The organism is Streptomyces sp. NPDC002577 (assembly GCF_053594815.1).
On record NZ_JBSFWK010000031.1, the window covers coordinates 72,766 to 99,617 of the forward strand.

24 protein-coding genes and 1 pseudogene are annotated in these 26,852 nt (G+C 68.3%); 12 read left to right on the forward strand and 13 right to left on the reverse strand.

The genetic code is table 11. The features are described from left to right. Window positions 1-18 precede the first annotated feature (18 nt). From ACWD4J_RS30195 to ACWD4J_RS30220, 6 genes are all read right to left on the reverse strand, one after another. Window positions 19-2,319: a xanthine dehydrogenase family protein molybdopterin-binding subunit gene (locus tag ACWD4J_RS30195; RefSeq protein WP_451398611.1), complete on the reverse strand. Its 2,301-nt coding sequence runs from the start codon at window positions 2,317-2,319 to the stop codon at window positions 19-21. A 69-nt stretch (window positions 2,320-2,388) separates the two neighbouring features. Next, complete coding sequence (locus tag ACWD4J_RS30200; protein ID WP_451398612.1) at window positions 2,389-3,486, reverse strand: zinc-binding dehydrogenase; 1,098 nt, start codon at window positions 3,484-3,486, stop codon at window positions 2,389-2,391. Window positions 3,487-3,626: 140 nt separating this feature from the next. Further along, a complete protein-coding gene (locus tag ACWD4J_RS30205) occupies window positions 3,627-4,421 on the reverse strand; it encodes an SDR family NAD(P)-dependent oxidoreductase (protein ID WP_451398613.1) in 795 nt (264 codons plus the stop codon). Beyond that, on the reverse strand, window positions 4,418-5,101 hold the full coding sequence (locus ACWD4J_RS30210; RefSeq protein ID WP_451398614.1) for an isochorismatase family protein: 684 nt from the start codon (window positions 5,099-5,101) through the stop codon (window positions 4,418-4,420). The genes ACWD4J_RS30205 and ACWD4J_RS30210 overlap by 4 nt, the downstream gene beginning before the upstream one ends. 52 nt (window positions 5,102-5,153) lie before the next feature. Then, on the reverse strand, window positions 5,154-5,987 hold the full coding sequence (locus ACWD4J_RS30215) for an alpha/beta fold hydrolase (protein ID WP_451398615.1): 834 nt from the start codon (window positions 5,985-5,987) through the stop codon (window positions 5,154-5,156). 164 nt (window positions 5,988-6,151) lie between these two features. Further along, window positions 6,152-7,228 (reverse strand): leucyl aminopeptidase, encoded by a 1,077-nt coding sequence (locus ACWD4J_RS30220; RefSeq protein ID WP_451398616.1) that lies wholly within the window; start codon window positions 7,226-7,228, stop codon window positions 6,152-6,154. 434 nt (window positions 7,229-7,662) lie between these two features. On the opposite strand from ACWD4J_RS30220, the gene ACWD4J_RS30225 reads away from it, so the two are divergent. The 8 genes from ACWD4J_RS30225 (at window position 7,663) to ACWD4J_RS30260 (ending at window position 16,088) form a co-directional block, all read left to right on the forward strand. Beyond that, complete coding sequence (locus ACWD4J_RS30225) at window positions 7,663-8,931, forward strand: FAD-dependent monooxygenase (RefSeq protein ID WP_451398617.1); 1,269 nt, start codon at window positions 7,663-7,665, stop codon at window positions 8,929-8,931. A 192-nt stretch (window positions 8,932-9,123) separates the two neighbouring features. Further along, complete coding sequence (locus tag ACWD4J_RS30230) at window positions 9,124-10,449, forward strand: MFS transporter (RefSeq protein ID WP_451398618.1); 1,326 nt, start codon at window positions 9,124-9,126, stop codon at window positions 10,447-10,449. 108 nt (window positions 10,450-10,557) lie between these two features. Further along, window positions 10,558-11,445, forward strand: a complete 888-nt coding sequence (locus ACWD4J_RS30235) for an FAD binding domain-containing protein (RefSeq protein ID WP_451398619.1) — start codon at window positions 10,558-10,560, stop codon at window positions 11,443-11,445. Further along, the gene (locus tag ACWD4J_RS30240; protein WP_451398620.1) at window positions 11,432-11,941 is read left to right on the forward strand and encodes a (2Fe-2S)-binding protein; all 510 of its coding nucleotides are present in this window, start codon (window positions 11,432-11,434) and stop codon (window positions 11,939-11,941) included. Before ACWD4J_RS30235 ends, ACWD4J_RS30240 begins: the two co-directional genes overlap by 14 nt. Window positions 11,942-12,215: 274 nt before the next feature. After that, window positions 12,216-12,710: a MarR family winged helix-turn-helix transcriptional regulator gene (locus tag ACWD4J_RS30245; RefSeq protein WP_451398621.1), complete on the forward strand. Its 495-nt coding sequence runs from the start codon at window positions 12,216-12,218 to the stop codon at window positions 12,708-12,710. 714 nt (window positions 12,711-13,424) lie between these two features. Next, window positions 13,425-13,760, forward strand: a complete 336-nt coding sequence (locus ACWD4J_RS30250) for a helix-turn-helix domain-containing protein (protein ID WP_451398622.1) — start codon at window positions 13,425-13,427, stop codon at window positions 13,758-13,760. Between the two features lie 474 nt (window positions 13,761-14,234). Further along, window positions 14,235-15,212: an aldo/keto reductase gene (locus ACWD4J_RS30255; RefSeq protein ID WP_451398623.1), complete on the forward strand. Its 978-nt coding sequence runs from the start codon at window positions 14,235-14,237 to the stop codon at window positions 15,210-15,212. Between the two features lie 24 nt (window positions 15,213-15,236). Further along, complete coding sequence (locus tag ACWD4J_RS30260) at window positions 15,237-16,088, forward strand: aldo/keto reductase (protein ID WP_451398624.1); 852 nt, start codon at window positions 15,237-15,239, stop codon at window positions 16,086-16,088. Window positions 16,089-16,863: 775 nt separating this feature from the next. Here the strand turns inward: ACWD4J_RS30260 and ACWD4J_RS30265 are convergent. The 5 genes from ACWD4J_RS30265 to ACWD4J_RS30285 form a co-directional block, all read right to left on the reverse strand. Next, window positions 16,864-18,552 (reverse strand): hypothetical protein, encoded by a 1,689-nt coding sequence (locus ACWD4J_RS30265; protein ID WP_451398625.1) that lies wholly within the window; start codon window positions 18,550-18,552, stop codon window positions 16,864-16,866. Window positions 18,553-18,659: 107 nt separating this feature from the next. Next, window positions 18,660-19,496 carry a hypothetical protein gene (locus tag ACWD4J_RS30270; RefSeq protein ID WP_451398626.1) on the reverse strand — a complete coding sequence of 279 codons (837 nt, stop codon included), beginning with the start codon at window positions 19,494-19,496 and terminating at the stop codon, window positions 18,660-18,662. A 707-nt stretch (window positions 19,497-20,203) separates the two neighbouring features. Next, window positions 20,204-20,488, reverse strand: a complete 285-nt coding sequence (locus tag ACWD4J_RS30275) for a hypothetical protein (RefSeq protein ID WP_451398627.1) — start codon at window positions 20,486-20,488, stop codon at window positions 20,204-20,206. Between the two features lie 111 nt (window positions 20,489-20,599). After that, window positions 20,600-20,809, reverse strand: a complete 210-nt coding sequence (locus ACWD4J_RS30280) for a hypothetical protein (RefSeq protein WP_451398628.1) — start codon at window positions 20,807-20,809, stop codon at window positions 20,600-20,602. A gap of 246 nt (window positions 20,810-21,055) precedes the next feature. Beyond that, entirely contained in the window at window positions 21,056-21,358 is a 303-nt protein-coding gene (locus ACWD4J_RS30285) for a hypothetical protein (RefSeq protein ID WP_451398629.1), read from the reverse strand. Between the two features lie 77 nt (window positions 21,359-21,435). On the opposite strand from ACWD4J_RS30285, the gene ACWD4J_RS30290 reads away from it, so the two are divergent. Further along, window positions 21,436-22,074, forward strand: a complete 639-nt coding sequence (locus ACWD4J_RS30290; RefSeq protein ID WP_451398630.1) for a nucleotidyltransferase domain-containing protein — start codon at window positions 21,436-21,438, stop codon at window positions 22,072-22,074. Window positions 22,075-22,138: 64 nt separating this feature from the next. Here the strand turns inward: ACWD4J_RS30290 and ACWD4J_RS30295 are convergent, their stop codons facing one another. After that, complete coding sequence (locus ACWD4J_RS30295) at window positions 22,139-22,567, reverse strand: hypothetical protein (protein WP_451398643.1); 429 nt, start codon at window positions 22,565-22,567, stop codon at window positions 22,139-22,141. 64 nt (window positions 22,568-22,631) lie between these two features. Continuing rightward, window positions 22,632-23,165, reverse strand: a pseudogene (locus tag ACWD4J_RS30300) (SDR family NAD(P)-dependent oxidoreductase); the annotation flags it as partial. 81 nt (window positions 23,166-23,246) lie between these two features. Between ACWD4J_RS30300 and ACWD4J_RS30305 the strand changes: the two are divergent. The 3 genes from ACWD4J_RS30305 to ACWD4J_RS30315 all read left to right on the forward strand — a co-directional run bounded on the left by ACWD4J_RS30305 (window position 23,247) and on the right by ACWD4J_RS30315 (window position 26,835). After that, window positions 23,247-24,776: an MFS transporter gene (locus ACWD4J_RS30305; RefSeq protein ID WP_451398631.1), complete on the forward strand. Its 1,530-nt coding sequence runs from the start codon at window positions 23,247-23,249 to the stop codon at window positions 24,774-24,776. Between the two features lie 46 nt (window positions 24,777-24,822). Then, window positions 24,823-25,674, forward strand: coding sequence for a pirin family protein (locus tag ACWD4J_RS30310; protein ID WP_451398632.1), 852 nt, complete (start codon window positions 24,823-24,825; stop codon window positions 25,672-25,674). Between the two features lie 75 nt (window positions 25,675-25,749). Next, the gene (locus tag ACWD4J_RS30315) at window positions 25,750-26,835 is read left to right on the forward strand and encodes an FAD-dependent oxidoreductase (RefSeq protein ID WP_451398633.1); all 1,086 of its coding nucleotides are present in this window, start codon (window positions 25,750-25,752) and stop codon (window positions 26,833-26,835) included. Window positions 26,836-26,852 lie beyond the last annotated feature (17 nt).

Here is a 26,852-nt window from a genome sequence, read left to right on the forward strand (position 1 = left end):
GCGGCGCTCCGGGTCCGTTCAGCCCGTTCGCCCGGATCGGGCTGCCTGCCAGAGGCGTTCAGGGGTGAGCGGCAGGGCGTTGAACTCCCTGCCGAGGGCATCCGACACCGCGTTCGCGAGCGCTGCCGGCGCTGCGACCGTCCCTCCCTCTGCCATCCCCTTACTCCCGACTATCGCGTCCGGGACGGGTAGCTCCAGGTGCTGGATCCGCGCTCGGGGAACTTCGTAGGCGGTCGGGAGGATGTAGTCCATCAGCGATGCCGACAGGGGCGTGCCTGTCTCGTCGTAGTGCAGCGATTCGTAGAGCGCCCCTCCGATGCCCTGCGCGATGGCACCCTGCGTCTGCCCTTCGACGATGACCGGATTGACGACGCGTCCGCAGTCCTCGGCGACCACCCAGTCGAGGATCTCGACGTCGCCGGTCTCCGGGTCGACGCTCACCCGGCACGCGTGCGTGGCGTAGGAGAACAGCACGTGTTCAGGGTCGAACTGCCGGCTCACGTGGTAGCGGCCCGGGGCGGCAGTCTTGGCCAGGTCGGCGAAGCATAGCGAGCGAGTCGGCAGATCTCGGACCGTGATGCGGCTCTCCGCGATCTCGAGCTCGTCCGGCCCCACTTCGAGTCGGGCGCTGGCATCCTCCAGGAGCCGCCTGCGCAGCTCCGTGCCGGCGAGGTGCAACGCTCCGGCACCGATGTTCGCGCTCCTTGACGCACCGGTACCGGTGCCCTCGATGTCGCTGACACCGGTGTCGCTCTGCACCACCCGGACATCCGCGAAGTCGGCCCCGACGGAATCGGAGGCGAGTTGGGCGAACGTCGTCCTCGTGCCCTGGCCGATCGAGGGCAACGTCGTCCAGATCTGGAGCAGCCCCTCGGCGTCCAACTCCATATGGCATCCGTCGAAGCCATTCACGGCGGTCATCCCGCGCGCTTGGAACATCTTCGAGTTCGTCCCGGTCCATTCGACGTAGGAGGCTATGCCCAGCCCGAGGAGCCTGCCGTCGGCCCCGGCCGCCCGCTTGTCGTCCTCGAACGTGTCGTAGCCGATCAGCTCCAGCGCAGCGTCGAGCGCAGCGTGGAAGTCACCGCTGTCGTAGCGCTGGTTCGTGATCGAGGTGTAGGGCATCTCGGACGCGGCGACCGTGTTGCGGCGGCGGACCTCGGCCCGGTCGATGCCCGTCGTCGCGGCCACGATGTCCATGATCCGCTCGTGCACGAGGGTGGCGACAGGCAACCCGACACCGCGGTAGGCCGCCGAAGGGCACTTGTTTGTCGCGACCGAGCGCGCGCGGGCGTGATAGTTGCGCACGCGGTAGGGCCCGGGTGCCATGCCGAAAACGCCGAGCACTTCCAAGACATGACCGAGTGGATAGGTCCCGTACGCGCCAATGTCGCAGAGCGCGTCGACGTCGAGCGCCTCGAGGATGCCGTCCGCGTCGACGGCGGCGCGCACCCGGACCTCCATCTCGCGCGCATGCGCCGAGGACAGCAGGCTCTCCTCGCGGTCCTCGACCCACTTCACCGTCCGGCCCAGCAACAACGCCAATCGACCGACGGCGACCTCCTCGGGATAGTTGATCCCCTTGTGGCCGAACCCGCCGCCGATGTCGGGGCATCGCACGCGTACGTCGTCGATCCCGTACAGCTCGCGTGCGATACGCCGGAGGGTGTGCGGAAACTGGGTCGAGCACCAGATCGTCACGCCTCCGTTCTCCGGGAGCGCAGCGGCGCCGCAGGCCTCCATGGGCGACGCGGTCAGCCGGGGGTGGTGAAAGGTCCGCTCGATAACATGGGTGGCGGTGGCGAAGGCACCGTCCGGGTCCCCGAAGCGTGCCTCCTGCGCGAACACGACGTTGCCGGAGCCGTCCGGCTGCTCGTGCAGGGCTGGCTTGGACGCGTCGAGCGCGCCAGCGATGTCGGTCACCACCGGCAGCGGGTCGATCCGGACCTCGACCAGTGCGGCACCGTCCTCACCCGAGTACCTCGACTCCGCGACGACGACCGCAACGGGCTCACCGACGAAGCGGACTCGGTCGCCGGCCAGCACGGGACGAGGCGGGCTGAAGATGCCGTCCTGCAGCGGCGTGACGATGTCGGACAGCGCCAAGTCGGCCGCGGTGAACACACCGACGACGCCCGGGACTCGAGCCGCATCCTCGATCAGGATCTCGCGGATGGTCCCGTGCGCGACCGCACTGCGCACGAACACCGCGTGGAGCGCACCGGGCAGCTCGATGTCGTCGAGGAACGTCGCCTGGCCGGTGAGCAGTGCCTCGTCCTCGACCCGCGGAACTGCCCGGCCAGCCAGGGAATCGCGCATGACTCCATTCTCTTCCAGCGAATAATCCATTGATCTCACCTTCGAACGTGACGCATAAGGAGCCGACGACTAGTGACCCGGAACGATCACGGCTTTGATCGTCTCCTGACGTCCGACCGCATCGAGGGCCTGTTGCGCCTGATCCAGCGGGAACCGGTGCGACACGACATCGGCCAGTGGGAGTTGATGATGGTAGTTGCGGGCCACCGCGACCGCCTGGTGGAGGTGGCGGGGCCTGGACAGCGCCGACCCGATGATGCGCAGGTTCGCGTTGTTGACCATACGAGGCGTCAACGAGGACGCGTCGGGCGCCGACCAGAGGCCCACGATCAGGTAACGACCGCCACGGCCGACCATCCGCAGGCCCTCGGGGAATGCCTCCACCCTGCCCGCCGCCTCGATCACGATGTCGGCGCCCCTCCCGCCAGTCGCATCCATGACCGCAGCGATCCGGGACTCGGCGTCCGGTGCAGCAGCAAGGTCGACGGTCGAGGTCGCCCCGAGCCGCTTCGCCATCTCCAGGCGCGCGGTGGGACCACCGACGACCACGATGTCCCCTGCCCCGGCGAGACGGGCGAGCACGACCGCGGCGAGGCCGACCGGTCCGCATCCCTGGACGACGACGCTCTGCCCGAAGCGGATGCCGCCGAGCCGCTCCATCGCGTGCAGCATCGTCGGCATGGCGCAGCCGAACGCGATGACCGCCTCCGGCGGGGTGTCCTCCGGTACCCGAAAGAACGCCAGGCCCGACGGCAGGTTGGCGTACTCCGTGTACGTCGCGGACGGCGGCGTTCGGGGGTCCTTGAAGCGTCCCGGTGAGAGGTGGGGGCAAAGGGAGACGTCCTCGAGGACCGTACATGCGTGACAGCGGTGACAGGGCTTCAACGGCACCCAGTAGACGAGGTCGCCGGGGGCTATCGGGTCCCCTCCGTAGTCGGTGTTGACGTCCGGGCCGAGTTCCTCCACGCGGCCGATGCCCTCGTGACCGAGCACCATCGGACCTGGGAACTCGACTTCGCCGAGTGTGTAGTGGTGGTCGGTGCCGCACACGCCGGCCATCTCCACCGACACCACCACGTCCCCGCCATCCGGGGCGGGCACCGGGCCTTCCCAGATCTCCACTGGCGCGCCCGGTGCGACCAGCACGGCTCTCTTCGCGGTACGCATCGTTGTGATCTCTCCTCCAACGGCGCATCACTTGCGCCGACTCGAGTTCGGACAGCTGTTTCGGGTACGGCCGGGTTGCCCTGACCCGGCGGCGTCGGCGACCGCGACGCGGCCCCGCCAGAGGCCGGGGACAGCGGCCGTCAGATCGTCAGGCCGCCGTCGACCACCATGGCTGCGCCGGTCACGAAGGACGCGGCATCCGAGGCGAGGAACGCCACCATCGCAGCGATCTCCTCGGGCTGGGCGTAACGGTTGAGCAGGACCCTGCTGGCCATGCGGTCCTGCTCCGCCTCCGGTGCGGCACTGCAGGCGACACGCTGGGTGTCCAGGGACGCCATCATCCGGGTGTCGACGGGCCCGGGGCACACGGCGTTGACCCGGATTCCTCCGGCCGCGAGGTCGCTCGCGGCGGTACGGGTCAGCCCGATCACCGCATGCTTGCTCGCGGTGTAGGGCGCGAGGTTGCGCGACGCCCTGATGCCGGCCACCGAGGCGATGTTGACGATCGCTCCCTTACCTGCAGCCAGCATCAACGGCACCACGTATTTGATGTTCAGCCAGGCGCCTCGCGCGTTCGTCGCCCAGACCGCGTCGAACTCCTCCTCCGTGTACTCGTGGACCGCACGCACGCGGCCCTCGATCCCGGCATTGTTCACCAGCAGCCCGGGCTGGCCGAGCTCGGACGCGACACGTGCCACGTACGCGTCGACGTCGGTCCCGCGGGTGACGTCCGCACCGATGGCCAGCAGCGTCGCCTCCGGCAGCGCCGCGCGGATCTTTTCGGCGGTCCGTTCGGCGGCCTCCGCGTCACGATCCACCAGCGCCACCGACGCGCCGCCACGGGCGAGTTCGAGGGCGGTCGCGCTTCCGATCCCGCCGGCAGCCCCGGTCAGGATGGCGACACCGTCGAAGGGCGCCGATATTGCTGCGCTCACTGCTTCACCACCGCTTCCACAGGTGTCTGTGACGTCGTCGTAGTCGGACGGCCGAGGTGCAGCAGCGCCTCGGTCGTGCCGACGACGTCCGCGTACTTCGCGTCGAGATCGGCCAGATTGTTGTCGTGCAACTCGGAGGTGCGGTCGGCACATGCCTGGCGGACCACCTGCGGCCGGAATCCGTGGTTCAGCGCGTCCATCGCCGTGGCCCGCACACATCCGGACGTCGAGACCCCGGCGATGACGAGGGTGTCCACGCCGGAGGCGTGCAACGTCGAGGCGAGCGAGGTACCGAAGAACGCGCTGGCGTAGTGCTTCGAGACGATCACGTCCGCGGGGTCGGGCAGAAGCGCCGGCTCCCCCCAGCGGCCGTCCGCGTCCGCGGCGAAGGCCCGTAGGGCGGGCACCTTGCGCACGAACAGGCCACCATCAGCCATGTCCGACGTGTAACGCACGGTGGTCCACATCACCGGGTGACCGCCCGAGCGGGCGGCTGCGACCAGCGCCGCGGTCGTCTTCACCACAGCAGCGGCCTCCGGCAGCGCGAAAGGGCCGTCCGGCTCGGTGTAGGCCCGGACCAGGTCGATCACCAGCAGAGCGGGGCGGCTGCCCCACCCCACCCGGCCGGAGAACGCACTCCCGTGTGGTCCGGCGGGCTCCGGCATCTCGTGACTTCTCATCGAATCCTCCTCGTTGCCGCCGCCGTGGAGCGTCACCCTGTTCGGCGATGGTTCACCCACTGGCGCGGGTCCACTCGGTGAGCACCTCGCGCACGACGGACACAGCGGCATCCGGGGCATCCCAGAAGACCATGTGGCCGGCGCCCGGAACGCCGATCAGGCGTGCGGCCGGGTTCGCTGTCGCAGCTTCCGCGACACCGGCAGCAGGCACCATGGGGCTGTCCTCACCGAACACGAGGGCAGTCGGTGCGGTGACCCGCGGCCACCAGTCGAAGAAGTCCTCGTTCTCGAACCCGTGATGAGTCGCCTCGACGGCCACGACATCGCACGTGGACAGCCACCGTGCGCGCAACTCCTGCTCGCGTCGCGGCCAGTTCGGCCAGAGAGCGGCGACATCGTCGGCGGTAATGCCACCGGCCGCCGCGGCCAGCTGGTCACGAAACGCAGCGAGAGTGACCGGGTACGGTCCTCGACCCGGTCCGCTCATGGGCGGGTCGACGAGCACGGTTGCCCGAAGGTCCATCCCCCGAGCCGACGCGGCGGCGGCAACCCTCGCTCCCATCGAATGCCCGAGCAGGACGGGCTGGTCCAGTCCGAGACCGTCCACGACCGCGACAACATCGTCGACGTACCGGTCCAGGGTGTACGACTCGCCCGAGTCCGAGAGCCCCCGTCCCCGCATGTCGACCACGACCGGCCGGACGACGTCGCTCAGAGCTCGCGCCACGAAGTCCATGGTGATCGCGGGGCTGGTGATCCCCGGCAGGATCACGGCCGGTACACCGTGGCCGCCGTAGTCGAGGACATGAATCCTCAGCTGCCCCGAGTGCACCCACCGGCTCGTGGCGGCGACATCGGCGAGATCGGCCAGCGCCGTTTGGTGCACCGTTCGAACCGTCCCGGGGGCCACTACCGGGGCGTTCATGGCACCACCACCGTTGCGGGGAACGCCGCGGCAGGAACGCCTGGTGCGGGTTCGGTAATGCCCCTGCTCGCAGACAGGCTGTTCGTGTTCATCAGATCGAGCCTCCAGTGCACGTGGTCAGGGGATCAGCGCCGAGCCGCCGGACGCATGTCCTCGACGGTGAGCTCGCCCTCGTCCACGATCAACTCGTCGTCCAGGTAAAGCGAGCAGCCGTGCATGGGGATGTCCAGGTGACAGGCCGTGTCGTTCGGGCCGCCGAGCTCGTTGTTGGGGCCGGTCGAGATCATCACGTTGCCGTAGAAGGAGCGCAGTTCGAGGCCGAGCCCACCGCCGAACTGGGTAAGCCCATGCCAGCGCGCCCGCTCGTCCAGGCCCCACCCGACGTGGCTCATCCCGTAACCACGCGGGTCCTCGAACGACTCGATGTAGGACTTCAGCAGGTCGGCGTCCAGGCTCGACTGGCCGGCCAGTCCGCGGATGTCGCGGACGAAGCCCTTCTCGATGGTGAACTGCACCGGGTTCTGGACGTAGGTGTTGAAGGGCAGCAGGACGTCCCCGGGCCCGAGGACGATGGTGCCGTCGACACCATCGTCCGAGGCACCGGTGAAGACGAACGCGGCCCCCCAGTGGTCCCAACGCCCGGGCTCGTCGGTGTAGCCGTACTCGGTCATCGTCGGGTAGGCGCCGAGCTTGTAGGTCACGTCGGTGCCGTGGGGGCTCGTGATGCGCAGCGACCGGGCCTTCGACAGGTACTGCTCACCGATCTCGACGCGCTCGCGCAGCTCGCGGGTGGGCATCAGGCGGGCCAGTAGCGGGATCGGCTCTACGGCCGTGAGGATCCGCGTACCGGCCGCCTGGATCTCGAGCTGTTCCTTGCTGAACAGCATCAGCGCGGTGTCGACGACCATGTCGACGCTCTTCAGGGCTTCGACAGCCAGCGGATTGTCACCCAGCCCGACATCCCCGACCGCCCAGTCGCCCGCAGCACTGGCAGGTTCGGGCAGGCGGAGGTGGAAGGCGCTGGCGCCAAGCCTCTGCGCCGCCCACATGAACGACGCCGCGTACTCGAGGCGCTCGTCACCGCGGCTCAGTACCGCGACGGTCTCGCCTTCGGTGACCCGGCTGAGGGTGAGTTGTTCCAGGCAGAGCTCGTTGAACAGAGTGGGGTTCACTGCCGCCTCCAGGAGATCGTCCAGGTGCACACGAAAATCGTTGGAACACTGATGATTCGCACCGAGGGGTCTGCCTGTCAAGACCGGCCAGGACGCCACGATTGGTTCAATCCAGCACCCTCCCGACCCGTGATCGATCGTGAAGATTCGTGTCGAGCCCAGACTATGACCATAGAAATCGCTGATGAGAGGCTTTCCGGCAGACGAGACACCAGTCTTGATGGAACACTGCGGCACGCTTGGCCACGAGAGACCAGACTCCCGCCAACCACTCCCTCGCACCGTATTACCTCCGGGTTAAAAGGCTGAGTGAGCCTTGCCCGAGCAGATAGTTTGTGCTCGTATTACCTCGGAAGGCGAGTGGTACCGCCGCGCCGGAGAGTCGACGTTTGCGCCGGCCCCGACAGCCCTCGGTCCGACAAGGACAGCCGCCCGCCCCGTCATCGCTCGCAGCAAGGAGGAATATGTCCCGCCACACCCACGCCGTCACCATCGCGGGCGGCGGTCTCGGTGGCCTGACCGCTGCCCTGTCGCTCCGTCAGAGGGGTGTTCAGTGCACCGTTCTCGAGCAGGCGACCGAGCTGGGGGAGGTCGGTGCCGGGATCCAGACTGCGCCCAACGGCAGCCGCGTCCTGCTCGCCCTCGGTCTGCGACCCCAGCTCGAAGCCATTCGAACCGAACCGACCGACCAGGTGCGCCGTCGCTGGAAGGACGGCTCCATCATCGCGACCCGCCCGCTTGGCGAGGCGGTGTGGCGCGAGTACGGAGCACCCTACTGGCACTTCCATCGCGCCGATCTGCATCGCGTCCTGCTTGAGGCGTGCCTCGACGAGAATCGGCCGGGGCCCGTCGTCGAGGTGCACACTGCCTCCGAGGTCGTCTCGGTCGACGTCACCGACGAGACGCGCCCCGTGGCGGTGACGTCGGACGGCCGACGCTTCGCAGGCGACGTCGTGATCGGAGCCGACGGTGTCCGCTCCAACGTGCGGCGCGCGATCGGCCTGCCCGACGGCCTGGTGTTCTCAGGTGACATGTGCTATCGCGCGCTGATTCCCGGTGACAAGATCGCGGCGGACCCGGCGACACGGTTCCTGCTCGACCGGTTCCACTCAACCATGTGGTACGGCCCGGACCGCCACTTGGTGCACTACCTGATCCGTGGCGGCGAGTACCTCAACGTCGGCGCGGCCGTGCCGAACACCATGGACCTGTCCCAGGGCTGGAGCGCGCCGGCGACCGTCGACGAGATGGTCGAGGCCTTCGCCGACTGGGACGATCGCATCGCGACCATCCTGTCGAAGGCCGAGGGCATCTCAAGCAAGTGGGCGCTGTTCAGGCAGCGCCGCGACCCGTTCTGGGCGGACGGACACATCGCGCTGCTCGGCGACGCGTGCCACGCGATGCTGCCCTACCAGGCACAGGGTGCGTCACAAGCGATCGAGGACGCCGCGGTCCTCGCGGAGGAGCTCGCCGTGGTCCCCCGCAGCGACATCCCGGACGCACTGCTGCGGTACATGTCCCGGCGCGCGACCCACGCCGGCATGGTTCAGGACGCCTCGCTGAAGAACATGCGCTTCTACCACCTGGCGGACGGACCGGAGCAGGAGGAACGGGACCGTCTCCTCCGCACTTTCGAGGGCGAGTCCGACGTCTCGTACGAGTGGCTATGGAGAGGCACGCCGCTGCAGAACCCTGACGCCATGCCGCAGTCCTACCCACTGGTTCACCGATAGTCCTTCGACCGCCGCCCCCGTACGCCGACACGCGCCGGCGTACGGGGGCGGACACCACCGTCCGGCCCTGAGGCCCGCGGACCGACGGCCCCAGAGCCGAAGAGCCTGCGAGCCGGAGGTGCCACCCGAGCCAGGCGTCACCGGAGATGCCGGGTCCCGGTTCCCGACAGCCTTCTCGCCTGAGAGGACACAATGACCATCGAGCAGAGTGCACTGGCCGCCGGTGTGGGGAGCCACAGCCGTCGTCAGGGGCGGCGGATCTACGCTGCCAGCTTCATCGGGACGACCGTCGAGTTCTACGACTTCATAGCCTTCGGCACCGCGGCAAGCCTGGTCTTTCCGAGTGTGTTCTTCGAGGGCACCTCGGAAGTCGTCGGGACCATAGCCTCGTTCGCGACGCTGGCGATCGGCTACGCCGCGCGACCACTGGGCGGACTCATCGGAGGCCACTACGGCGACCGACTCGGCCGGAAGGCCGTGCTGATCTGGACGATGGCCCTGATGGGCGTGAGCACCTTCCTCATCGGGCTGCTGCCGTCCTCAAACCAGATCGGGTCCCTCGCGCCGATCCTGCTGATCCTCCTTCGGTTGGTTCAGGGGCTGGCCGTCGGCGCGGAGTGGGGCGGCGCCGTCCTGATGTCGGTCGAGCACGCGAAGGGCTCGAACCGTGGCCTCTTCGGTAGCGCGACCGGCGTCGGCTCGGGATGCGGCGTGCTCCTCGCGTACACCGCCTTCAGCGCGCTGGGCGGGCTCGGTCAGGAGCAGTTCCTGTCATGGGGGTGGCGGCTCCCCTTCCTGCTGTCGGCCGTGCTGATCGTGATCGGTCTGTACATTCGTCTCCGGGTCGAAGAGAGCCCGGTCTTCCTCGCCCAGCGCGCCCAGGAACAAGAGGCGCCGGCCCATTCGCCGCTGGTCGCCCTCTTGCGTGAGCGACCGATGCGGGTACTGGTCGGAATCGGCGTCTACGCCGGTCCCTTCATGGCGCAGGCCATCGTCACCACGTTCCTGATCTCCTACGCCACCACCACCTTCGGGCTGCCCCGCCAGGTACTCCTCAACGGATTGATCATCTCCCTGGCCGGCATGCTGGTGACCGTGCCGATCTTTGCCTCGCTGTCGGACAAGGTGGGCCGGCGGGTCGTCTACGTCCCGGCCGCCCTGCTCGCCGGCGTGTTCTCGTTCTTCATCTACGACCTCGTCGGCACCGGCTCGGCCGTACTGATCACTCTGGTGTTCGTGATCAGCATGACGATCCTCAACGCCGCCACCGTCGGAGTGGTCGGGTCGCTGCTGGCCGAGCTGTTCCCGACACAGTCCCGTTACACCGGCGCCTCGGCCGCCTATCAGTTCGCTGGCCTCATCGGTGGCGGGATCGGCCCCCTGCTGGCGTCGGTCTTCGCCGGGTCCGGCGCCGGGGTCCACTCGGTTTCGATCATGGTCGCGGTATTCTGTGTGATCAGCGCGATCTGCGCCGGCGCACTCGGTGATACGCGCACGGTCGACCTCAACCGTGCGTGACGGCCTGCCCCTCATCGCCGCGCAGGGTATCGGTCACAGATGCCGAGCCCCACGAGCCATCGTGTCGAGCCCCGCGCCGACATGTGACGTGATCGGATTTGAGATTCGGTGAAACCACCCCCGTTCGACTACCACGACCCCAAGACGCTCGACGAAGCGCTCGCCCTGCTGGCGGAGCACCAAGGCTCCGCGGCCGTCCTGGCCGGCGGGCAAAGCCTGGTCCCTCTGCTCAACTTCCGCAAGGTCACGCCGACGCGGATCATCGACATCAACGGTGTCGCCGAGCTCTCCTACGTCCGTTGCTCCACCACGATGCTGCAGGTCGGCGCGATGGCACGACAGTCGGAGATCGAGCGATCGTCCCCCGTCGGGGAGCGTTGGCCTCTGCTCCGCGAAGCAGTTCGGTGGGTGGCCCATCCGCAGATCCGCAGCCGGGGCACTGTCGGCGGCAGCGTGGTGAACGCCGATCCGACGTCCGAGATTCCCGCAGCCTTGCTTGCCCTCGACGCGCGTTTCGAGGCCCGCTCGGTCCGCGGGTCGCGCACGCTCGGCTGGCAGGACTTCTTCCTGGCAGCCGGAGGGACGGCGCTCGCGCCGGACGAACTCCTGGTAGGGATCGAGGTTCCGGCGGTCCGGGAACGAACCGGCACGTCGTTCGTCGAGTACTCCCGGCGCCACCGCCATCGCAGCATCGGCGGCGCAGCAGTCGTACTCTCGCTCGACACCACCGGGGCCTGCAACCACGCTGCAGTGGCCCTCCTCGGGGCAACGGCGACGCCCCACCGGTCCGAGCGGGCCGAGCAACTCCTGTCCGGCGCCACCATCAACGCGGATACCGCCGCAGCAGCTGCGCGGGCGGCGACGACCGGGATCACACCGCCGAACGACCTGCACGGCTCCGCCGAGTACCGCGCGAGCCTCATCGAGGTACTGCTGCGTCGCGCGATCGTCACGGCTGCCGAGCGGGCTGGAGGGTCACACGATGAACATGCGTGACATCGACGTCGAGATCAACGGACAGCACTACCGGGCGACGGTCGAGCCCCGGCTCCTGCTGTCCGACTTCATCCGGCACGAGGCCGGCCTGACGGGAACGCACGTGGGCTGCGAGCACGGCGTGTGCGGGGCCTGCACAGTGGTGTTCGACGGCGAGCCCGCCCGGGCATGCCTGCTGTTCGCAGTCCAGGCGGACGGCCATCGGGTGCGGACCGTCGAGGGGCTGACCGACGGTCTCCCTGAGGGCCAGCTCGATCCCCTGCAGCAGGCCTTCCACGAGAAGCACGCACTCCAGTGCGGCTTCTGCACTCCCGGCTTCCTGTTGTCGCTTCAACCGCTGCTGCAGGAGCGGAACGAGCTCTCGGACGACCAGATCCGGTCGGCCCTCGCGGGCAACCTGTGCCGGTGCACCGGCTACCAGAACATCGTCGCCGCGGTGAAGCTGGCCCTGGAGCGCTCACGTGAAGCCCAGGCCAGCCCATCGGCAGAGGTCTGACAGAGAGACTGGCGCCGATGCCGGAGCCAGGTGGAGGAGCTGTGAGTACGTTGTGTCCAGGGATCAAGCGGATCGGTGTCACGCACACCGATCCGCGGCGTTCACCCAGCTACAACCTGGCCCGGTACTTCGTGAGCATCGATCACCTGAGCGCGAGCCGCGTTGGGGGGACCTGGTCACGTCCAGTTCGGGCAGGGAACTGTTCGGCCTTGATGCAATACCGGTGCATCCAGGGTGCTCCTCGGCAGCCTGCCGGACGCTCTAAGCTGATCGTGTGAAGACGGACGAATTCGCCGAGGTGCCCGACGGCAAGGTCCGGGGCGTCCTTCCTACCCCACTCGACATGGCTACCGCGCCCGGATATGTGCTGCGCCGGCTGTATCAGGCCTATCAGGCCGCGTGGTTCAGCCACGTCGATCCGGTGGCGACGAATCCGCAAGTGGCGGTCCTGATGGCCGTCAACGCCTATCCGGGTGTCGAGCAGGGCGCGATCGGTGAGTCGGTCGCCCTCGACCGGTCGACGATGGCCAGCATCGTCACCAGGCTCGAGAAGCGAGGGTGGCTGCAGCGACGGAAGTCGGCCGAGGACGGCCGCAAGCGGCTGCTGTACTTGACCGAGAGCGGCCAGGAAACCATGGAGTCGCTGGTCCGTCGTGCCCGCGAGCTCGACGTCCTGCTGATGGAGGGATACGGCCCACGCGGCCAAGGCCTCGTCGTCGATCTGTTGACGTCGCTGGTAGAGCGGTGGGAGGTAGTCGCCGAGAAGTGACTACGGCCTGGCAGGTCCGCAGCGGGTCCCGGCCTGCTGCTAGAACCACCCCTGATTTCCTCCCGCCGCATGGCCGGGACAGGGGGCGGCGTGACGCTGCTCCGGCTCATGGACCGGCATTGGGAGGCGCTGTTGTTCGCCGTTCCTCTCCTGCTCGCCTTTGCCGCCGCCGGGTGCTTCGCGCCCTTCTCTTCCGGCAGGCTTCCGGCCCTGCTGTTGGTGCTGGCCTGCTCTGCGCTACGTCACCGTGTCGATGGTTGCCATGTCTGTGGCGGGTGGACTGTCGCTGTGGAGCGCCTTCGGTAGGAAGGGTGCCGGCCCCGGGCGGTGGCCGAATTCCTCGCCGGAGTCCGCTGGACGGTCCGCTGTGTCATCAATAGGACGTCCGAGGAACCGACGAACTGCTGCGCGCACCACTGGGCGACTACAAAGGCTGGTTGCTGGTTGCCGTGCACGCCCGGGAGGGAACCGCGGATCTCGACTACCGATGACCCAGGGAAAAGTGTCGGCGTCGGCTGAACCTGGACCCGCTATGGACACGTGAGTTCTGGTGCTTGTCACAACACCCTTGATCATGAGAGGCGTGTTGATGGCAAGACGAGGACGGAAGCGCCGGCTTGAGCTGGAGACGGAGTACTGGCGCCTGATCCAGGCCGGTGTGTCGATGCGTGCCAGATCGTTGGAATCGGCCGGAAGACTGGCTACCGGTGGCGGGTGGAGAACGGCGGACTGCCACCGGACCGGCTGCCAGAGGCCGCGCGCTCGGGACGGTACCCCTCTCTGCTGGAGCGCCAGCGCATCGCGACGCTGCGCGAACGCGGCCTGAGCATCCAGGCCATCGCCGCCCGCCTGGGCAGGGCCCCCTCAACGATCAGCCGCGAACTGGGGCGCAACACCCTCGCGCACGATGGCGGCATCTACGACGGCGACCTCGTGCATGCACGGGCCCGCCAGCGCCCGCGACGCCCGAGGACTGGCCGGCTGCTGCGTGATGCCGGGCTACGCGCCGAGGTCCAGGCCAAACCGGAAATGGAGTGCAGCCCGGAGTAGACAGCCACGCAACTGCGCCGTACCTGGCCGGACCGGCCCGAGTGGCACCTGTGCCACGAGACCATCTGCCAGGCGCTCTACCCGGGCGGAAAGAGCGGCCTGAGCAGGACGTTGGCGGCTCTGCCCGCGCCGCAGAACACGTGGCGATGGCGGAGCGCAGCGGCGAAGGCAGCTTCGTCTGATGCCACAGCGATTGCGCCGCTTCGACCGCTCGGCCCTGCCTTGGGGGGCCCTGTCGTTCCCCCCGAACGGCTCGGCCCCTCACCGGGGGCGCGCAGGCACGAATACAGACGGAACCTGGACGTACGCTTCCTGCGAGACGTACGGCCGCAGTGCCCGCCCGGGTGACGGGCGGCGCGCACTGCCGTGCCGGGTCCGGTCTGGGCGCCCGTGCCAGCGAGCTCGCGACGAGCGGCCACGGGAAGACAGGACCAGAGTGGAACCAGCCCGAAAACGACGGAGCGGAGAGCGCTGATGCACCACATCCACCTGCGTGACCTGAACGTTTCCCGGATCGGTCTCGGCGCGATGGGCATGTCCCAGGGATACACCGGCGCCGGGACCGACGACGCGGAATCCATCCGTACCGTGCACCGCGCTCTGGAGTTGGGCGTCACCTTGATCGACACCGCCGAGATCTACGGTCCCTACACCAACGAGGACCTGCTCGGCCAGGCTCTGAAGGGGCGCCGCGACCAGGTGGTGCTGGCAACGAAGTTCGGCCTGGTCGCGCACGGTGGCGACGGGCCGGGGCACCTGGACTCCAGCCCGGCCAACATCCGCACCGCCGTCGAAGGGTCACTCGCCCGCCTCGGCACGGACCACATCGACCTGTACTACCAGCACCGGGTCGACCCGAACGTGCCGATCAAGGAGACGGCGGGCGCCGTGGGCGAGCTGATCGCCGAGGGCAAGGTCCGGGCATTCGGCCTGTCCGAGGCCGGCCCCGACACCATCCGCCGCGCGAACTCCGTTACTCCGGTCACCGCCGTCCAGTCCGAGTACTCCCTCTTCACCCGCGACCCGGAGGCCCACGTCCTGCCGACGCTGCGCGAACTCGGCATCGGCTTCGTCCCGTTCGCGCCGCTGGGCCGCGGTTTCCTCACCGGCGCGATTCGTTCCACCGACGGCTTCGCCGAGGACGACTTCCGGCGGGACAACCCGCGCTTCACCGGCGAGAACTTCCAGCACAACCTGCGCCTGGCCGACGAGGTCCAGGCCGTGGCAGCCGAAGTGGGCACCACTCCGGCCCAGGTCGCCATCGCCTGGTTGCTCGCTCAGGGCGACGACATCGCCCCCATCCCCGGCACCAAGCGTGTCCACCGCGTCGAAGAGAACGCCGCCGCCGACGCCGTGCAGCTCACCCCTGCCCAGCTCAACCGTTTGACGAGCCTTCCGCCCGCCGCCGGCGCCACCCACACCGAAGCCCAGCTGAAGATGCTCGAACGCTGATCCTCCCGCACCGAAGGAAAACCCATGCAGAACGTCACCCTGAACAACGGCGTCGAGATGCCGATCATCGGCTTCGGCGTCTACCAGATCCCGGCCGAGGAAACCGAGCAGGCCGTCACCGACGCCCTCGCGGCCGGCTACCGCCTCCTCGACACGGCGGCGTCGTACGGCAATGAGGAAGCCGTCGGCCGCGCCATCAAGAACAGCGGCATCCCGCGCGAGGATCTCTTCGTCACCACCAAGTTGTACGTCCAGGACGCGCCCGCCGAGGAGAACACAAAGCGCGCCTTCGAGACGTCACTGAACAAGCTCGGGCTCGACTATGTCGACCTGTACCTGATGCACCAGCCCTACGGCGACGTGTATGGCCAATGGCGGGCCATGGAGGAACTGAACCGGGACGGCCGGGCCAAGGCCATCGGCGTCGCCAACTTCTACCCCGACCGCCTACTCGACCTGATCATCAACAACGAGATCACGCCCGCCGTCAACCAGATCGAGACTCACCCCTTCTTTCAGCGCACCGACTACGAGGAGCTGATGCGCGAGCAGGGCGTCCAGCTTCAGGCGTGGGGCGGCTTCGCTCAGGGCAAGAACGGCCTGTTCACCAACCCGGTGCTCAGCGAGATCGGCAAGAAGTACGAGAAGTCAGTCGGGCAGGTGGTGCTGCGCTGGGCCGTCCAGCGTGGCGTCCCCTCGATCCCGAAGTCAGTGCGCCCCGCGCGCATGGCGGAGAACCTCGACGTCTTCGACTTCGCGCTCACAGACGACGAGATGGCGTCCATCGCCACCCTGGACACCGGGGCCACGCTCTTCTTCGACCACCACGATCCGGAGATCGTCAAGTGGCTCAGCGCCCGGCGCCTGGACAACTGAACCGGAGTGCCTTGGCGATGAGTGAGTCACCGTTCCCAGCAGGCCTCGCCAGCGCACCGTGCTGCGCGGCCTGCTGGCGGGCGGAGCTGCCGTGACGGCCGGTGCCGCAGCCAGTGCCTGCTAGGTGCCTGCTCCTCCTCCGCCCCGGCGAGCCAGACCGCATCAACATCCGCGGCCGCCGAGCGATCCACCGCGTCCGCCCCCGGCGCGCGCCGCGTCCTGCTGGCCTATTTCTCCCGGCCGGGCGAGAACTACTACTACGGCGGGCGCCGGAACCTCAAGGTCGGCAACACCGAGGTACTGGCCGGCATGATCGCTGGCCGGATGGCGATCGGTCAGGTTCTCGGCGAACTGCAACACACAGGTCGAACACGTCGAGCGGTCTGCCGTCGGCCCTGCCTTTGTCCCTGCTGCTTTCCCTGCGTTTGTCCGTCACGGGGCCAGCGTAGGGACTGCCGCGCGGGAACCCCGGCGGCGGGACCCGAGGCCGGCCCGTCTGCGGGCATCCAGCCCGGGCCGCTTGCAGGCGACCACGCGCATCCCGCGCGGCTGCGGGAATCCTCGCGCAACCCACGCGTTGAACTGATGTGTGAGCTCAGTGATCGCATCGACCCGGTTTTCCGTCCTCGACCGCTCACGCATCCGCGAGGCACGACGGCCCGGCCGCGCCGCGTGACACGGTCCGCTTCACACAGCTGGCGGAGGGCTCGGCTACTACCGCTTCTGGAAGCGATGGTCACCCTCACAGCAGTTCACGGCCGGGGCGCGCCTCCGCTCACAGCACGTAGCTTCCCGCGCCCAGCACCTCGGCTCCGATGGGATGGCCCGCTTCGTGCAGCATCCGCACGGCGGTCTCCAGGGAGAACACGCCTGCCGCGTAGCCCTTGACGACGTCTTCGAGGACGGTGGTGCGGTCGGTGGGGGTGTGTGCGCCCCACACCATGCGTGCGGGCAGCGACTCGCCGGCGGGCCACGCCTGCCCGGCCTGGTGCAGGCGCTGCACCATGCGCAGCAGCAGCTGGTACTTGTGGGCGCGGGCCAGACGCATCGACCCCACGAGGGAGTCCAGCGGGCCGAGCGCCAGCTGCAGCGCATACCCCGACGGCACTGCAGCCGGGTCGAGGCTGCCGAGCCCCGCGGTGGTCAGGCGCGTGTTGGCGGCGAGCCGATCCAGCATGTGGTCGATGCGCTGGCGCAGTTCGGCGAGCTGCGCGGAGGTGTCCAAGGCGTCCATGCTGCCGGTGTCGGACAGCTGCCACACCGTCCCGGCCTCGACGCGTACCGGCAGGGGCTGGCCGGTGGTGCGGTCGATGGGCAGGCGCGCCCCGGCGAGAGCCACGATCGGGGTGCCGGTCGTCGCCGAGGCCGAGGCGCTGTCGGTGTCAGTGGCCGCCAGCTCGTCGAGCAGCTGCAGCACGGTCGCCAGGGACGACTTGCCCCAGTGCTCGCCGCCGTCGGGGATCGAGTTGTAGATGTGCACGACCGGGATGAAGTCCACCATCAGGTCGAGACGGTCCAGGACCTGGCCGTCGGAGCGGAACCGGTAGGCGGCCTTGTCGGCGGGCAGCGAGTACACGTCGTGGGCGCCGCCGATGTCTTCCAGCAGCCATTCGGCATCCGACAGGTAGCAGGTCGTGCCGGACGGGCGGCCGGGCGCCCACGGGTAGGTGCGCTGCACGCTGCCGGTCACCGCATCGAGGGTGTCGCCGACGGTCAGCACCGGGTCGCCCTCGGCGCCGACGACCTGCTCACGGACAGCCCGGCCATCCGGTGTGACGCCGGGCGCGGTCGCCGCACCGATCGGCCCCAGCTCATAGGTGATGCGCCGCAGCCGTGTTTTCAGGCCGCGCACCGGGTCGGCGGGCAGCTCCCACGCGAAGTGCACGCGCGAGGGGTATTCAGCGGAGTCCTGCTCGCCGTCGTCCCACTCGGGGAAGTAGAACCCGGGGTCGTAGGTGCGCAGCAGCACCCGCTGCTTGGCCGGCTCCCACGCCAGGGTGAACACGCCGTCCCCGCTGCGCACCGCGCACCGCTCGGCCTGCTGGACGCGCAGCGGCCACAGTTCCTTGTCCGCCCAGGCGCGCAGCCGCTCCTGCAGGTCGGCCGCCGCCACTGCGCCGGGGGGCGGCTCTTCCTGCTCGGCGTCGTCGGCGCCGGGCACCACGATGGTCTGCTCCGCGCCCAGCAGATACCCGAGTGTGGTGTCGATCAGCTTCGAGGGGTCGCCCAACTCGCGGCGTTCCACGCCCTCGTGATCGCCGGTGACGGCGGCGAGCTGCCCGGCCTGGTTGGAGTCGTACGCGGCCAGCAACTTGTAGGCCGCAAGGCGCCGGCGGTCCGGCTCGGGCACCCAGAAGGAGTTCACCTCGGGGAAGGCACGGTGGCCGGGGCGGTGCGGATCGGCCATCGCCGGTTTGTAGTTGAGCCACGACCAGGCGTCGATGACGAGTTCGCGCAGCCTCACGGGTGCCCTCCACGCTGCAAGGCCCCGCGCCCGCGCCGACCAGGATACGGCGCACAGCCGCCCGCGTACCTTGGGCTGCGCCGCACTCGGCGGCGGCCCACTCTGGGTCAGCTTCCGGGAACGTAGGCCATTGAGTCGCAGGATCCCCAGTTGCCGTCGATTTTGCAGATGGGCTGTCCCTTGGTATCGAAGAACATGGTGGGCGAATACCGGACGTCACCGACTTTTGGGTTCACTGACCCGTCGGGATTCTCGATAGCCCAGGCGGCAGTCTGGAAGTTGTGGTCGGTGAGGTTGGCTGCGGAGCACTGCCCGAGGTCGCTGAACCAGGTGTGATCAGGGTTAATGATGACCCCGTCGACGGAGTAGCGCCCCTGTGAGCAATCTCTGTATGAGCCGTAGTTGTACTGCACCAGGACGGATACCGTGACCTGGCTCTTCCCGACGTTCTTCACGGCGACGCCGAACGTGGCGCCGTATCCGTCGATGCGTACGCAACTACGCGCTTGGAGGCGGTCCGAATTTTGAGACCTCCATTCCCCGCAGTAGATGTTCGAGCCTGTGAACGGTTGGATCGGCGACTCAGCCTTGACCGTGTTCGTCGGCTTGCTGGCTGGGCTCTTCGAAAGTGCGGCACTGGGCGTCGTAGATGGTGAATCCGCAGTCGGTGAAGGTGCGCTCTGCGACGGACTAGCGGATGCTGAGGTCGGCGTTTCGCCAGGCTGGGGAGCACCAACAAGCCCCCGTGTGTCGTCGCCAGACTTGTTGATCAAGGCAAGGGCGACGGCTGACATCAGTCCTACAACGGCTACGACCGCTACGGCGATGAATCCGGCGCGATGGGCGCCGAAGTGCATGTTCTTAGCCTGATATGCGTCGCCGCCCACCTGCGAGCCATCGGAGATCTCGTTGCTGGTGCGGTCGGAGGAGCCATGAGATCCCACGGGCTAGCGCCCTCGGTCGCGGGACCCGCGGAACGAGAAGCGCCCCTTGACGTTCTGCCCTTGGATGACGGGCCCGTTCACGATTCCGGATACCTGGTTGCTGTGCCTGAGTTGTGTGCCCTGTGTATCCCTCGGGCTCGTCTCAGCTTCGTCGAGCCAGTCACGTAGGTCTTCAGCGAAGGCTGGGTCGCTCTCGATGTACCGCGCCAGGGACGCGGCGAGCAGCGTAGGGTCCGATTCGGCCTGGTCGAGCGAAGCTAGTGCGTCGTTGTCGCGCCGGAACCGGTGCCGGATCATCTCCAGCAGGTTGTCTACGGCTCTTGTACCGACGCTGTTCAATGCACCTTGCCCAACAGCTGTAGCCACCGCTAGCGCAAGCGATGCTGCATCCATACGACCCTCCGGCGACTGACCTGCACACACGACACACCGACCCGGGTACCGTTCACTCGCCCCCTGCCGACGCGAAGTCAGATGATGCCAGAGGGCCCACCCGCGCGGCGAGTCAACTCACGTTGCGTGGCTGGCAATTGACATTTCCTGTCGCGAACCGTGACGGCACAACGACCGCCGCGAGACCGCGTCGAGGGGCGAGTGCTCTCTAACCACACTCATGAGAGGAAAGATCCTCGGACGTATCGCGCTGGGGCGCCCGAATTCGGTGGGCCCGGTCGAGAACTGGGCGGCTACTGGCTGACCGTGGCCGGTCAGCTACTCCTTGTACAGCAGGGCTGTGCTGCTCGGCGGGGGGTCTTCTTCTTCCACAGGCTCTTGTCCAGGTCGCGAGTAGAAGCCTGTCCAGACTCTAGGATCGCCAGCTGCTCCTTGCGGCCCTCCAGCAGGGAGGCGTCCAGGCGCCGCCGGTCAGCCTCGGGTACCCAGGAGGAGTTGACCTCGGCGAAGGTGCGGTGGTCGGGGCGGTGCGGATCGGCCATCGCCGGTTTGTAGTTGAGCCACGACCAGGCGTCGATGACGAGTTCGCGCAGCCTCACGGGTGCCCTCCACGCGTGCAAGGCCCCGCGCCCCCGCCGACCAGAATACGGGCGGCGCTACGACATGAACCACGTCAGCCCGATGCGCTGCCCCCTCCAGAGCGCAGCGGCTCAAGCCGCGCCCAGCTGGCGCTCAGGAGGCTCTGCCTGCATCTGCCCGTGCGGACGGTCAGCGGACGTCACCTCATGCAGCCGAACTGGCGGATCGTCGTCGACGAATGTGGGTGAATCCAGCCAGTACGCGTCAGTGAACTCCGCATAGGTCGCGTGGTGGTGCGTGTGGTCCGGCAGGCACCCAGTGGTGTTGGCTGTGCTGTCCATGACCTCATCCAACGTCTTCGGCGCGCCGATGACGAGGCCGCGGCGGGCATGCCACCGTAAGCGGTGAAGACGGAGATGTTAGCCCGTTCGAGTAACGCTCAGGGTCGCGCCGTTACAGATCGAGTTCACTGGGAAACGTAGACGGCCCAGTTCGTTGAGAACGGACAGTAGACCCGCGTGGGCGCCGCCTGCTGCTCGGCGACACGCATTCGGTCACTTTGCGATGGGTATTCCGCCCGGTTCCCGCTACTTGGCAGGGGCGTCAGCGCAGCCGTGCATCCAGATCGACTGCGACAGGGCCTGCTGCTCCGTTTTGGTCTTGCGGTCCCACACGGCCTGGCACAGCTCATCGCTGGGCGTGTAGGCGCTGTCCACGGCGATCTCCCGCGCCTCGCGGCCCGCCTTGAGGGAGGCGTCCACGCGGGCCTGCGCGGACGCTTTGATCTCCTCCGATGTCGGCGGCTTCGGGGTGTTGCTGCACGCGCTCAGCAGCGTGCTGGCGGTGAGGGCGCACACGAGTGCGGCGGTGACTTTCCCCCTGATCGTCATGGGCGGTGAGGCTAGCAGCCGTAACGGGCTGGGGACGTTGGGCTTTATGGGCCGTTTTCGGCTCTGACCGCGATTCCGTGAAGGATCATGCAGCAGTACTTTCTCTGAGTGACACGCACCGAGACGCCGTGGGGCCCTGGGAGCCTGCAACTCTGGCCGATGCGGCAAGGCTGTTCTCCTCGGCCAAGGCCCCCTGGTGGGTTGCGGGGGGTTACGCCATCGAACTCGCAGTTGGCTACTCGTTCCGAGAACACAGCGACATCGATGTCCTGTTGCTTCGGCGCGACCAACGGGTCGTCCAGGAGGTGATGCCGACATGGGAGTGGTGGGCGGCAGACCCGCCTGGGACTCTCAGGCCGTGGCAGCCTGGAGAGATCTTGTCCGCCGGCGTCCACGACATCTGGTGCCGTCCCGGCCGTTCGGAGCCCTGGCAGATCCAGATCATGCTCGATGAAGCAGAGGGCCAGGACTGGATCTCCAGGCGATGCGCCCAGGTCCGACGCCCGATCAACCTTTTGGGGAGGCACTCGACAGAAGGCGTGCCCTACCTGGCGCCAGAGGTCCAACTCTTCTACAAGGCCCACCAGCCCAGACCGAAGGACGAAGAGGACTTCGGAGCCGCACTCCCAACGCTCGACGTCGGGCAGCGACAGTGGCTGGCAGCTGCCATCGCCCAGGCGTACGGAGATCATCCCTGGGGCGAGCATCTCCGGTGAGAGCTGAGGCGGTACCCACCGTGGTCCTTCACGGAATCGCGGGCAGAGCCCCGTTTTCCGGGGGTTATCGGCGTCCGCCGAGGCGGTCGTCGTGAATGTGTCCGGCCACGGTGGCGAGCTGGTCGGGGTCAGCGAGTTCGGTCAGTCCGTGGACGGCTGCGTCCATCCGGTCGGGGCTGTCCATGCCGACGACCCAGGTGACCATCTGCTCTTCGAGGCGCACGTGGGTGCCGACGTGGTGGATGAGGCCCTGCTCGTACAGCTGGGCGATCGGTTCGGCCCGTAGGCGTTTGCCGACCTTGGCGGCGACTTCGAGGACTCGGGGCATGAGCTGCCCGGCGGTGGTGCCATCGCGGCGCAGCTGCTCCCAGGCTTGCGACAGCACCTGACGGGCCATGTCCCCGCCGTAGTTGGACTCGACGACGATCGCGTCGGCCTTCATGGACAGGGCGAGGCGGCACGCGGTGAACACGTGATGGACGGCCTCCAGCACCAGCTGGGATGCCGGCTCGGTTGCGTCGGCACCGTCGGCGATGCCCTGGACAACGCGCGTCGATGTTGAAGAAGTGGTGGAGACCGGCCTCGGTGAAGTCAGCTAGGCCGGCGTACTCGTAGACGCCGGAGTTGTTCACGAGCACGTCGAGTTCGCCAAACTCGCGCACGGCGGCTTCCGCGCTCTCGCGGGCGTCGTCGGCCTTGCTGACGTCGCCTCGCACGGCGACCGCCTTGCCGCCGGCTGCGATGATCCCGGCGGCCACCTTCTCCGCCGCGTCCCGCGGGCTCGCGTAGTTCACCACCACGCTCGCCCCTTCCCCGGTCAGCGCTGCGGCGATGGCCGCGCCTATCCCCTTCGAAGCGCCAGTGACGACGGCCGGCCTGATGATCGGCGCGCACCAGCCGGGCTGAGACGGGTCGGGCTCTGCCGAGACAGCGCCCGACGCGCGTCGCGCCAAGGCAATGCTATGGCGAGGGAGAGGGCGAACAGCAGCGGTACGGCCGCATCGAAAGGTGCGCCTGTCGATCGAGACGTTTTCGCAGGTCAAGGGGTTCTTCAGGCTGCCGCGCGCCAGCCGGCGCCGGGCCGACGCCACTTTGCTTGGGAATTTTTCTCAACGCTTGTATATTTTTCTCGTTGCCGCCTGCCACACAGCTCTGACCCTGGAGTCCCCCGCATGTCCACCGACAACTCGACGTTCGCCGCGGATCAGCAGTCCGCAGCACCTGCCGAGGCGCCCCCCGGCCGCCACCTCGGCCTGGCTCTCGTCGTCATCGCCGCCGCGCAGCTGATGGTGGTCCTGGACGCCACCATCACCAACATCGCGCTGCCGAGCATCCAGACCGAGCTCGACGTCTCCGCCTCCAACCTGGCCTGGGTCGTCAACGCCTACGCGCTGGCTTTCGGTGGCCTTCTGCTCCTGGGTGGCCGGGCCGGCGACCTGTACGGCCGCCGTCGCATGTTCCAGATCGGCATAGCGACGTTCACGGTGGCCTCGCTGCTGGGCGGGCTGGCGCAGAACGAGGGGCTGCTCATCGGCGCCCGCATCCTGCAGGGGATCGGCGCCGCGACAGCCGCTCCCTCCGCGCTGTCGCTGATCGCGACCAACTTCCCCGAGGGCAAGCCCCGCAACCGGGCTATGGGTGTCTATGCGGCCATGGCGGGACTCGGATCCACGGTGGGTCTGCTGCTCGGCGGTGTCCTGACCGACTACCTCGACTGGCGCTGGGTGTTCTTCGTCAACATCCCCATCGGCGCCGCCGTACTCGTCGGGACGAAGCTGCTCGCGGAGGGCGAGCGCAACACGGGCCGCCTCGACGTGCCCGGAGCGATCACAGGGACCGGCGGTCTGATCGCCCTGGTGTACGCCGTAACCCGCGGCGGTGAGGACGGCTGGACCGACGGCCTGACGCTTATCTTCTTCGCCGCGGCCCTCCTCCTGCTGGTGCTCTTCGTCGCCCTGCAGGTGCGGACGACCCATCCGATGATGCCGCTGCGCCTGTTCAAGGACCGCAGCCGCGCCGGTGCGTACGCGAGCATGCTGTTCGTCGGTGCGGGCATGTTCGCCACCTTCTACTTCCTGACGCTCTACATGCAGCAGATCCTCGGCTACAGCCCGGTCAAGACCGGACTCGCCTACCTGCCGTTCAGCGTCGGCATGGCCGTGGCGGCCGGCGTCAGCTCGCGACTTGTCGCCCGTCTGGCACCCCGGCAGATCGCCGGTCCCGGTCTGGCGGTAGGAGCGGCGGGCATGTTCTGGTTCGCCACCCTCGAGCCGGGGGCCTCTTACATCACCCACCTGATGCCTGCCATGTTCGTCACAGCGGTCGGTCTCGGCATGACCTTCGTCCCGATGACCCTCGGCGCGGTGAGCGGGGTGCGGGACCAGGACGCCGGCATCGCATCCGCGCTGCTGAACACCTCTCAGCAGGTGGGCGGTGCGCTGGGGCTGGCGGTGCTCTCCACGATCTCGACGTCGGCGGCGAACAGCCGACTGCCCGACGCGGCGGCGACCCTCTACCGCGCCTTCGCGATGAAGGACTTCGGCCTGGTGGCCAGGGCCGGTGACGCCCTGACCCATGGCTACACCACGGCTTTCGCCGTCGCGGCGGTGTTCTTCATCGGCGGTCTGCTGATCACGCTGTTCGCCATCAACGCCGGCAAGCAGAAGCAGGGCGAGTCCGCTCCTGCCGCCCACATGGGCTGACCGCCCACCCCCGCGCCCCGAAGCGAACGACCTCAAGGAGGACGACATGCACGGACCCCGTGTCCTGTCGACCGTCACGGACATCGACACCCACAAGATCGGGACGCAGTTCTCGGCGCGCGGCTCGCGCTTCGCCGTCGACCTGGATCCCTTCCTCAACATGGATCTGTTCGAGATCACCGGACCGACCTTCGCGCCGCACCCGCACGCCGGCTTCTCCGCGGCCACCTACATGTTCGACGACTCCGTCACCCGGCTGCACAACCGGGACAGCCTCGGCGACAAGAGCCTGATCGAACCCGGCGGCCTGCACTGGACCGTCGCGGCTTCCGGGATCGTGCACGACGAGGTGGTCGAGGAGACCGGCCGTCTCGGGCACGGCGTGCAGATCTTCGTACGCCTGCCGGAATCCGCCGAGGAGAACGACCCGTACGGCATGCACTTCACCCCGGGCGACCTGCCTTCCGGCGAACTCTCCGAGGGCGTGACGATGCGCGTGGTGGCCGGCGAGGCGTTCGGGATGCGTTCGCCCGTCCGTGAGGCGGCCGAATCCCATGTGTACGACCTGCTGTTGGGGCCCGGCGCGCGCGTCGAGATCCCCGTGGACCCCGACTTCCGCGGCTTCCTGATGACGGTCAGGGGCAACGGGCGCATCGCCACGCCGACGAGCCGCGGCGACATCGGCCCGGTGGGCCTGGCCGTGTTCGAGCAGGGCGAAGGCGCGGTGGAGGTGGAGGCCGGCGAACAGGGGGCGCAGTTCCTCTTCGGAGCGGGCCGGCCGCTGCGCACTCCCGCCTACATGTACGGCGGGTTCTGCATGTCCAGCCAGCCGCGTGTCGTGGACGCCGTCGAGCGCTACCAGTCGGGCGCCATGCACGGCCTGCTGACCGCACCCTGATCCATCTCTGGCAGGCCCCCGCACGAGCCTGCTCCCAGTACATGCACCACATGCACACCCATTGAGGAGTACGTGATGTCCAAGAAGGTAGTGGTTGTCGGCGGTGGCTACGGCGGCAGCGCCGCGGCGAAGGCGCTGGACGGCGTCGCCGACGTCGTCCTGGTCGAGCCCAAGGAGGCCTTCTTCCACGCGGTGGGCGCCCTGCGCGCGGCGGTGGACCCCGACTTCCTGCCCCGGATCTTCTTCCCCTACGACAAGTTGCTCCCCAACGGGCGCGTGGTACGTGACCGGGCGGTGCGGGTGGAACCGGGCCGCGTGATGCTGGCCTCCGGTGAGGAGCTCGCGGCCGACTACATCGTGCTGGCCACCGGCTCCGGCTACCCCTTCCCCGCCAAGAGCGACGTGGACGACACCGCGGCCGCCCAGCACAAGTACCGCCAGGCGCAGGCCAACCTGCACGCGGCCGAGCACGTCCTGCTGCTCGGTGCCGGGCCTGTCGGGCTGGAGTTCGCCGGGGAGATCAAGGCTGTCTGGCCGGAGAAGAAGGTCGTGATCGTCGACCCGGTGGCCGACATCCTCAGCGAGTACGACCCTGAGCTGCGCGAGGAGGTCGGCCGTCAGCTCGGCGAACTGGACATCCAGCTCGTCCTCGGCTCCCCACTGAAGGAGAACCCGCCCACCGAGCCGGGCGAGCGCGGCACCTTCCACGTCAGCACCACCTCCGACGTCGACATCACCGCCGACATCTGGTTCCGCTGCTTCGGTGTCGTCCCGCAGACCGGTTACCTCGCCGGGGCTCTGGCGGACGTACGCGGGGCGAACGGACAGGTAGCGGTGACCGAGACCCTCCAGGTCAAGGGCCAGGACACGGTCTTCGCCCTCGGTGACATCACCGACGTCGCCGAGCCCAAGCAGGCCAGTGCGGCGAACCGCCACGTCGAGGTGGTCGCGGGCAACATCAAGGCACTGATCGAGGGCAAGCAGGAACTCGCCGCCTACCAGCCGGGGCCGGCCGCCATCATCCTCCCTCTCGGTCCGACCGGGGGAGCGGCCCAGCTGCCGGGCAGGGGAATCGCCGGGCCCGACGTCACCTCCCAGTTCAAGGGCGCGGACCTGATGACGGGCCGCCTCGGGCAGCTGTTCGGAGTCGGCGGAGCCTGAACTCGAAACACATGGAG

Bases quoted from the DNA above. Each gene is read 5' to 3' on its own strand.
- ACWD4J_RS30195 (WP_451398611.1), bottom strand. From the start codon at position 2,319: ATGCGCGATTCCCTGGCTGGCCGGGCAGTTCCGCGGGTCGAGGACGAG.
- ACWD4J_RS30200 (WP_451398612.1), bottom strand. From the start codon at position 3,486: ATGCGTACCGCGAAGAGAGCCGTGCTGGTCGCACCGGGCGCGCCAGTG.
- ACWD4J_RS30210 (WP_451398614.1), bottom strand. From the start codon at position 5,101: ATGAGAAGTCACGAGATGCCGGAGCCCGCCGGACCACACGGGAGTGCG.
- ACWD4J_RS30225 (WP_451398617.1), top strand. From the start codon at position 7,663: ATGTCCCGCCACACCCACGCCGTCACCATCGCGGGCGGCGGTCTCGGT.
- ACWD4J_RS30230 (WP_451398618.1), top strand. From the start codon at position 9,124: ATGACCATCGAGCAGAGTGCACTGGCCGCCGGTGTGGGGAGCCACAGC.
- ACWD4J_RS30240 (WP_451398620.1), top strand. From the start codon at position 11,432: ATGAACATGCGTGACATCGACGTCGAGATCAACGGACAGCACTACCGG.
- ACWD4J_RS30255 (WP_451398623.1), top strand. From the start codon at position 14,235: ATGCACCACATCCACCTGCGTGACCTGAACGTTTCCCGGATCGGTCTC.
- ACWD4J_RS30260 (WP_451398624.1), top strand. From the start codon at position 15,237: ATGCAGAACGTCACCCTGAACAACGGCGTCGAGATGCCGATCATCGGC.
- ACWD4J_RS30280 (WP_451398628.1), bottom strand. From the start codon at position 20,809: ATGGACAGCACAGCCAACACCACTGGGTGCCTGCCGGACCACACGCAC.
- ACWD4J_RS30285 (WP_451398629.1), bottom strand. From the start codon at position 21,358: ATGACGATCAGGGGGAAAGTCACCGCCGCACTCGTGTGCGCCCTCACC.
- ACWD4J_RS30305 (WP_451398631.1), top strand. From the start codon at position 23,247: ATGTCCACCGACAACTCGACGTTCGCCGCGGATCAGCAGTCCGCAGCA.
- ACWD4J_RS30310 (WP_451398632.1), top strand. From the start codon at position 24,823: ATGCACGGACCCCGTGTCCTGTCGACCGTCACGGACATCGACACCCAC.
- ACWD4J_RS30315 (WP_451398633.1), top strand. From the start codon at position 25,750: ATGTCCAAGAAGGTAGTGGTTGTCGGCGGTGGCTACGGCGGCAGCGCC.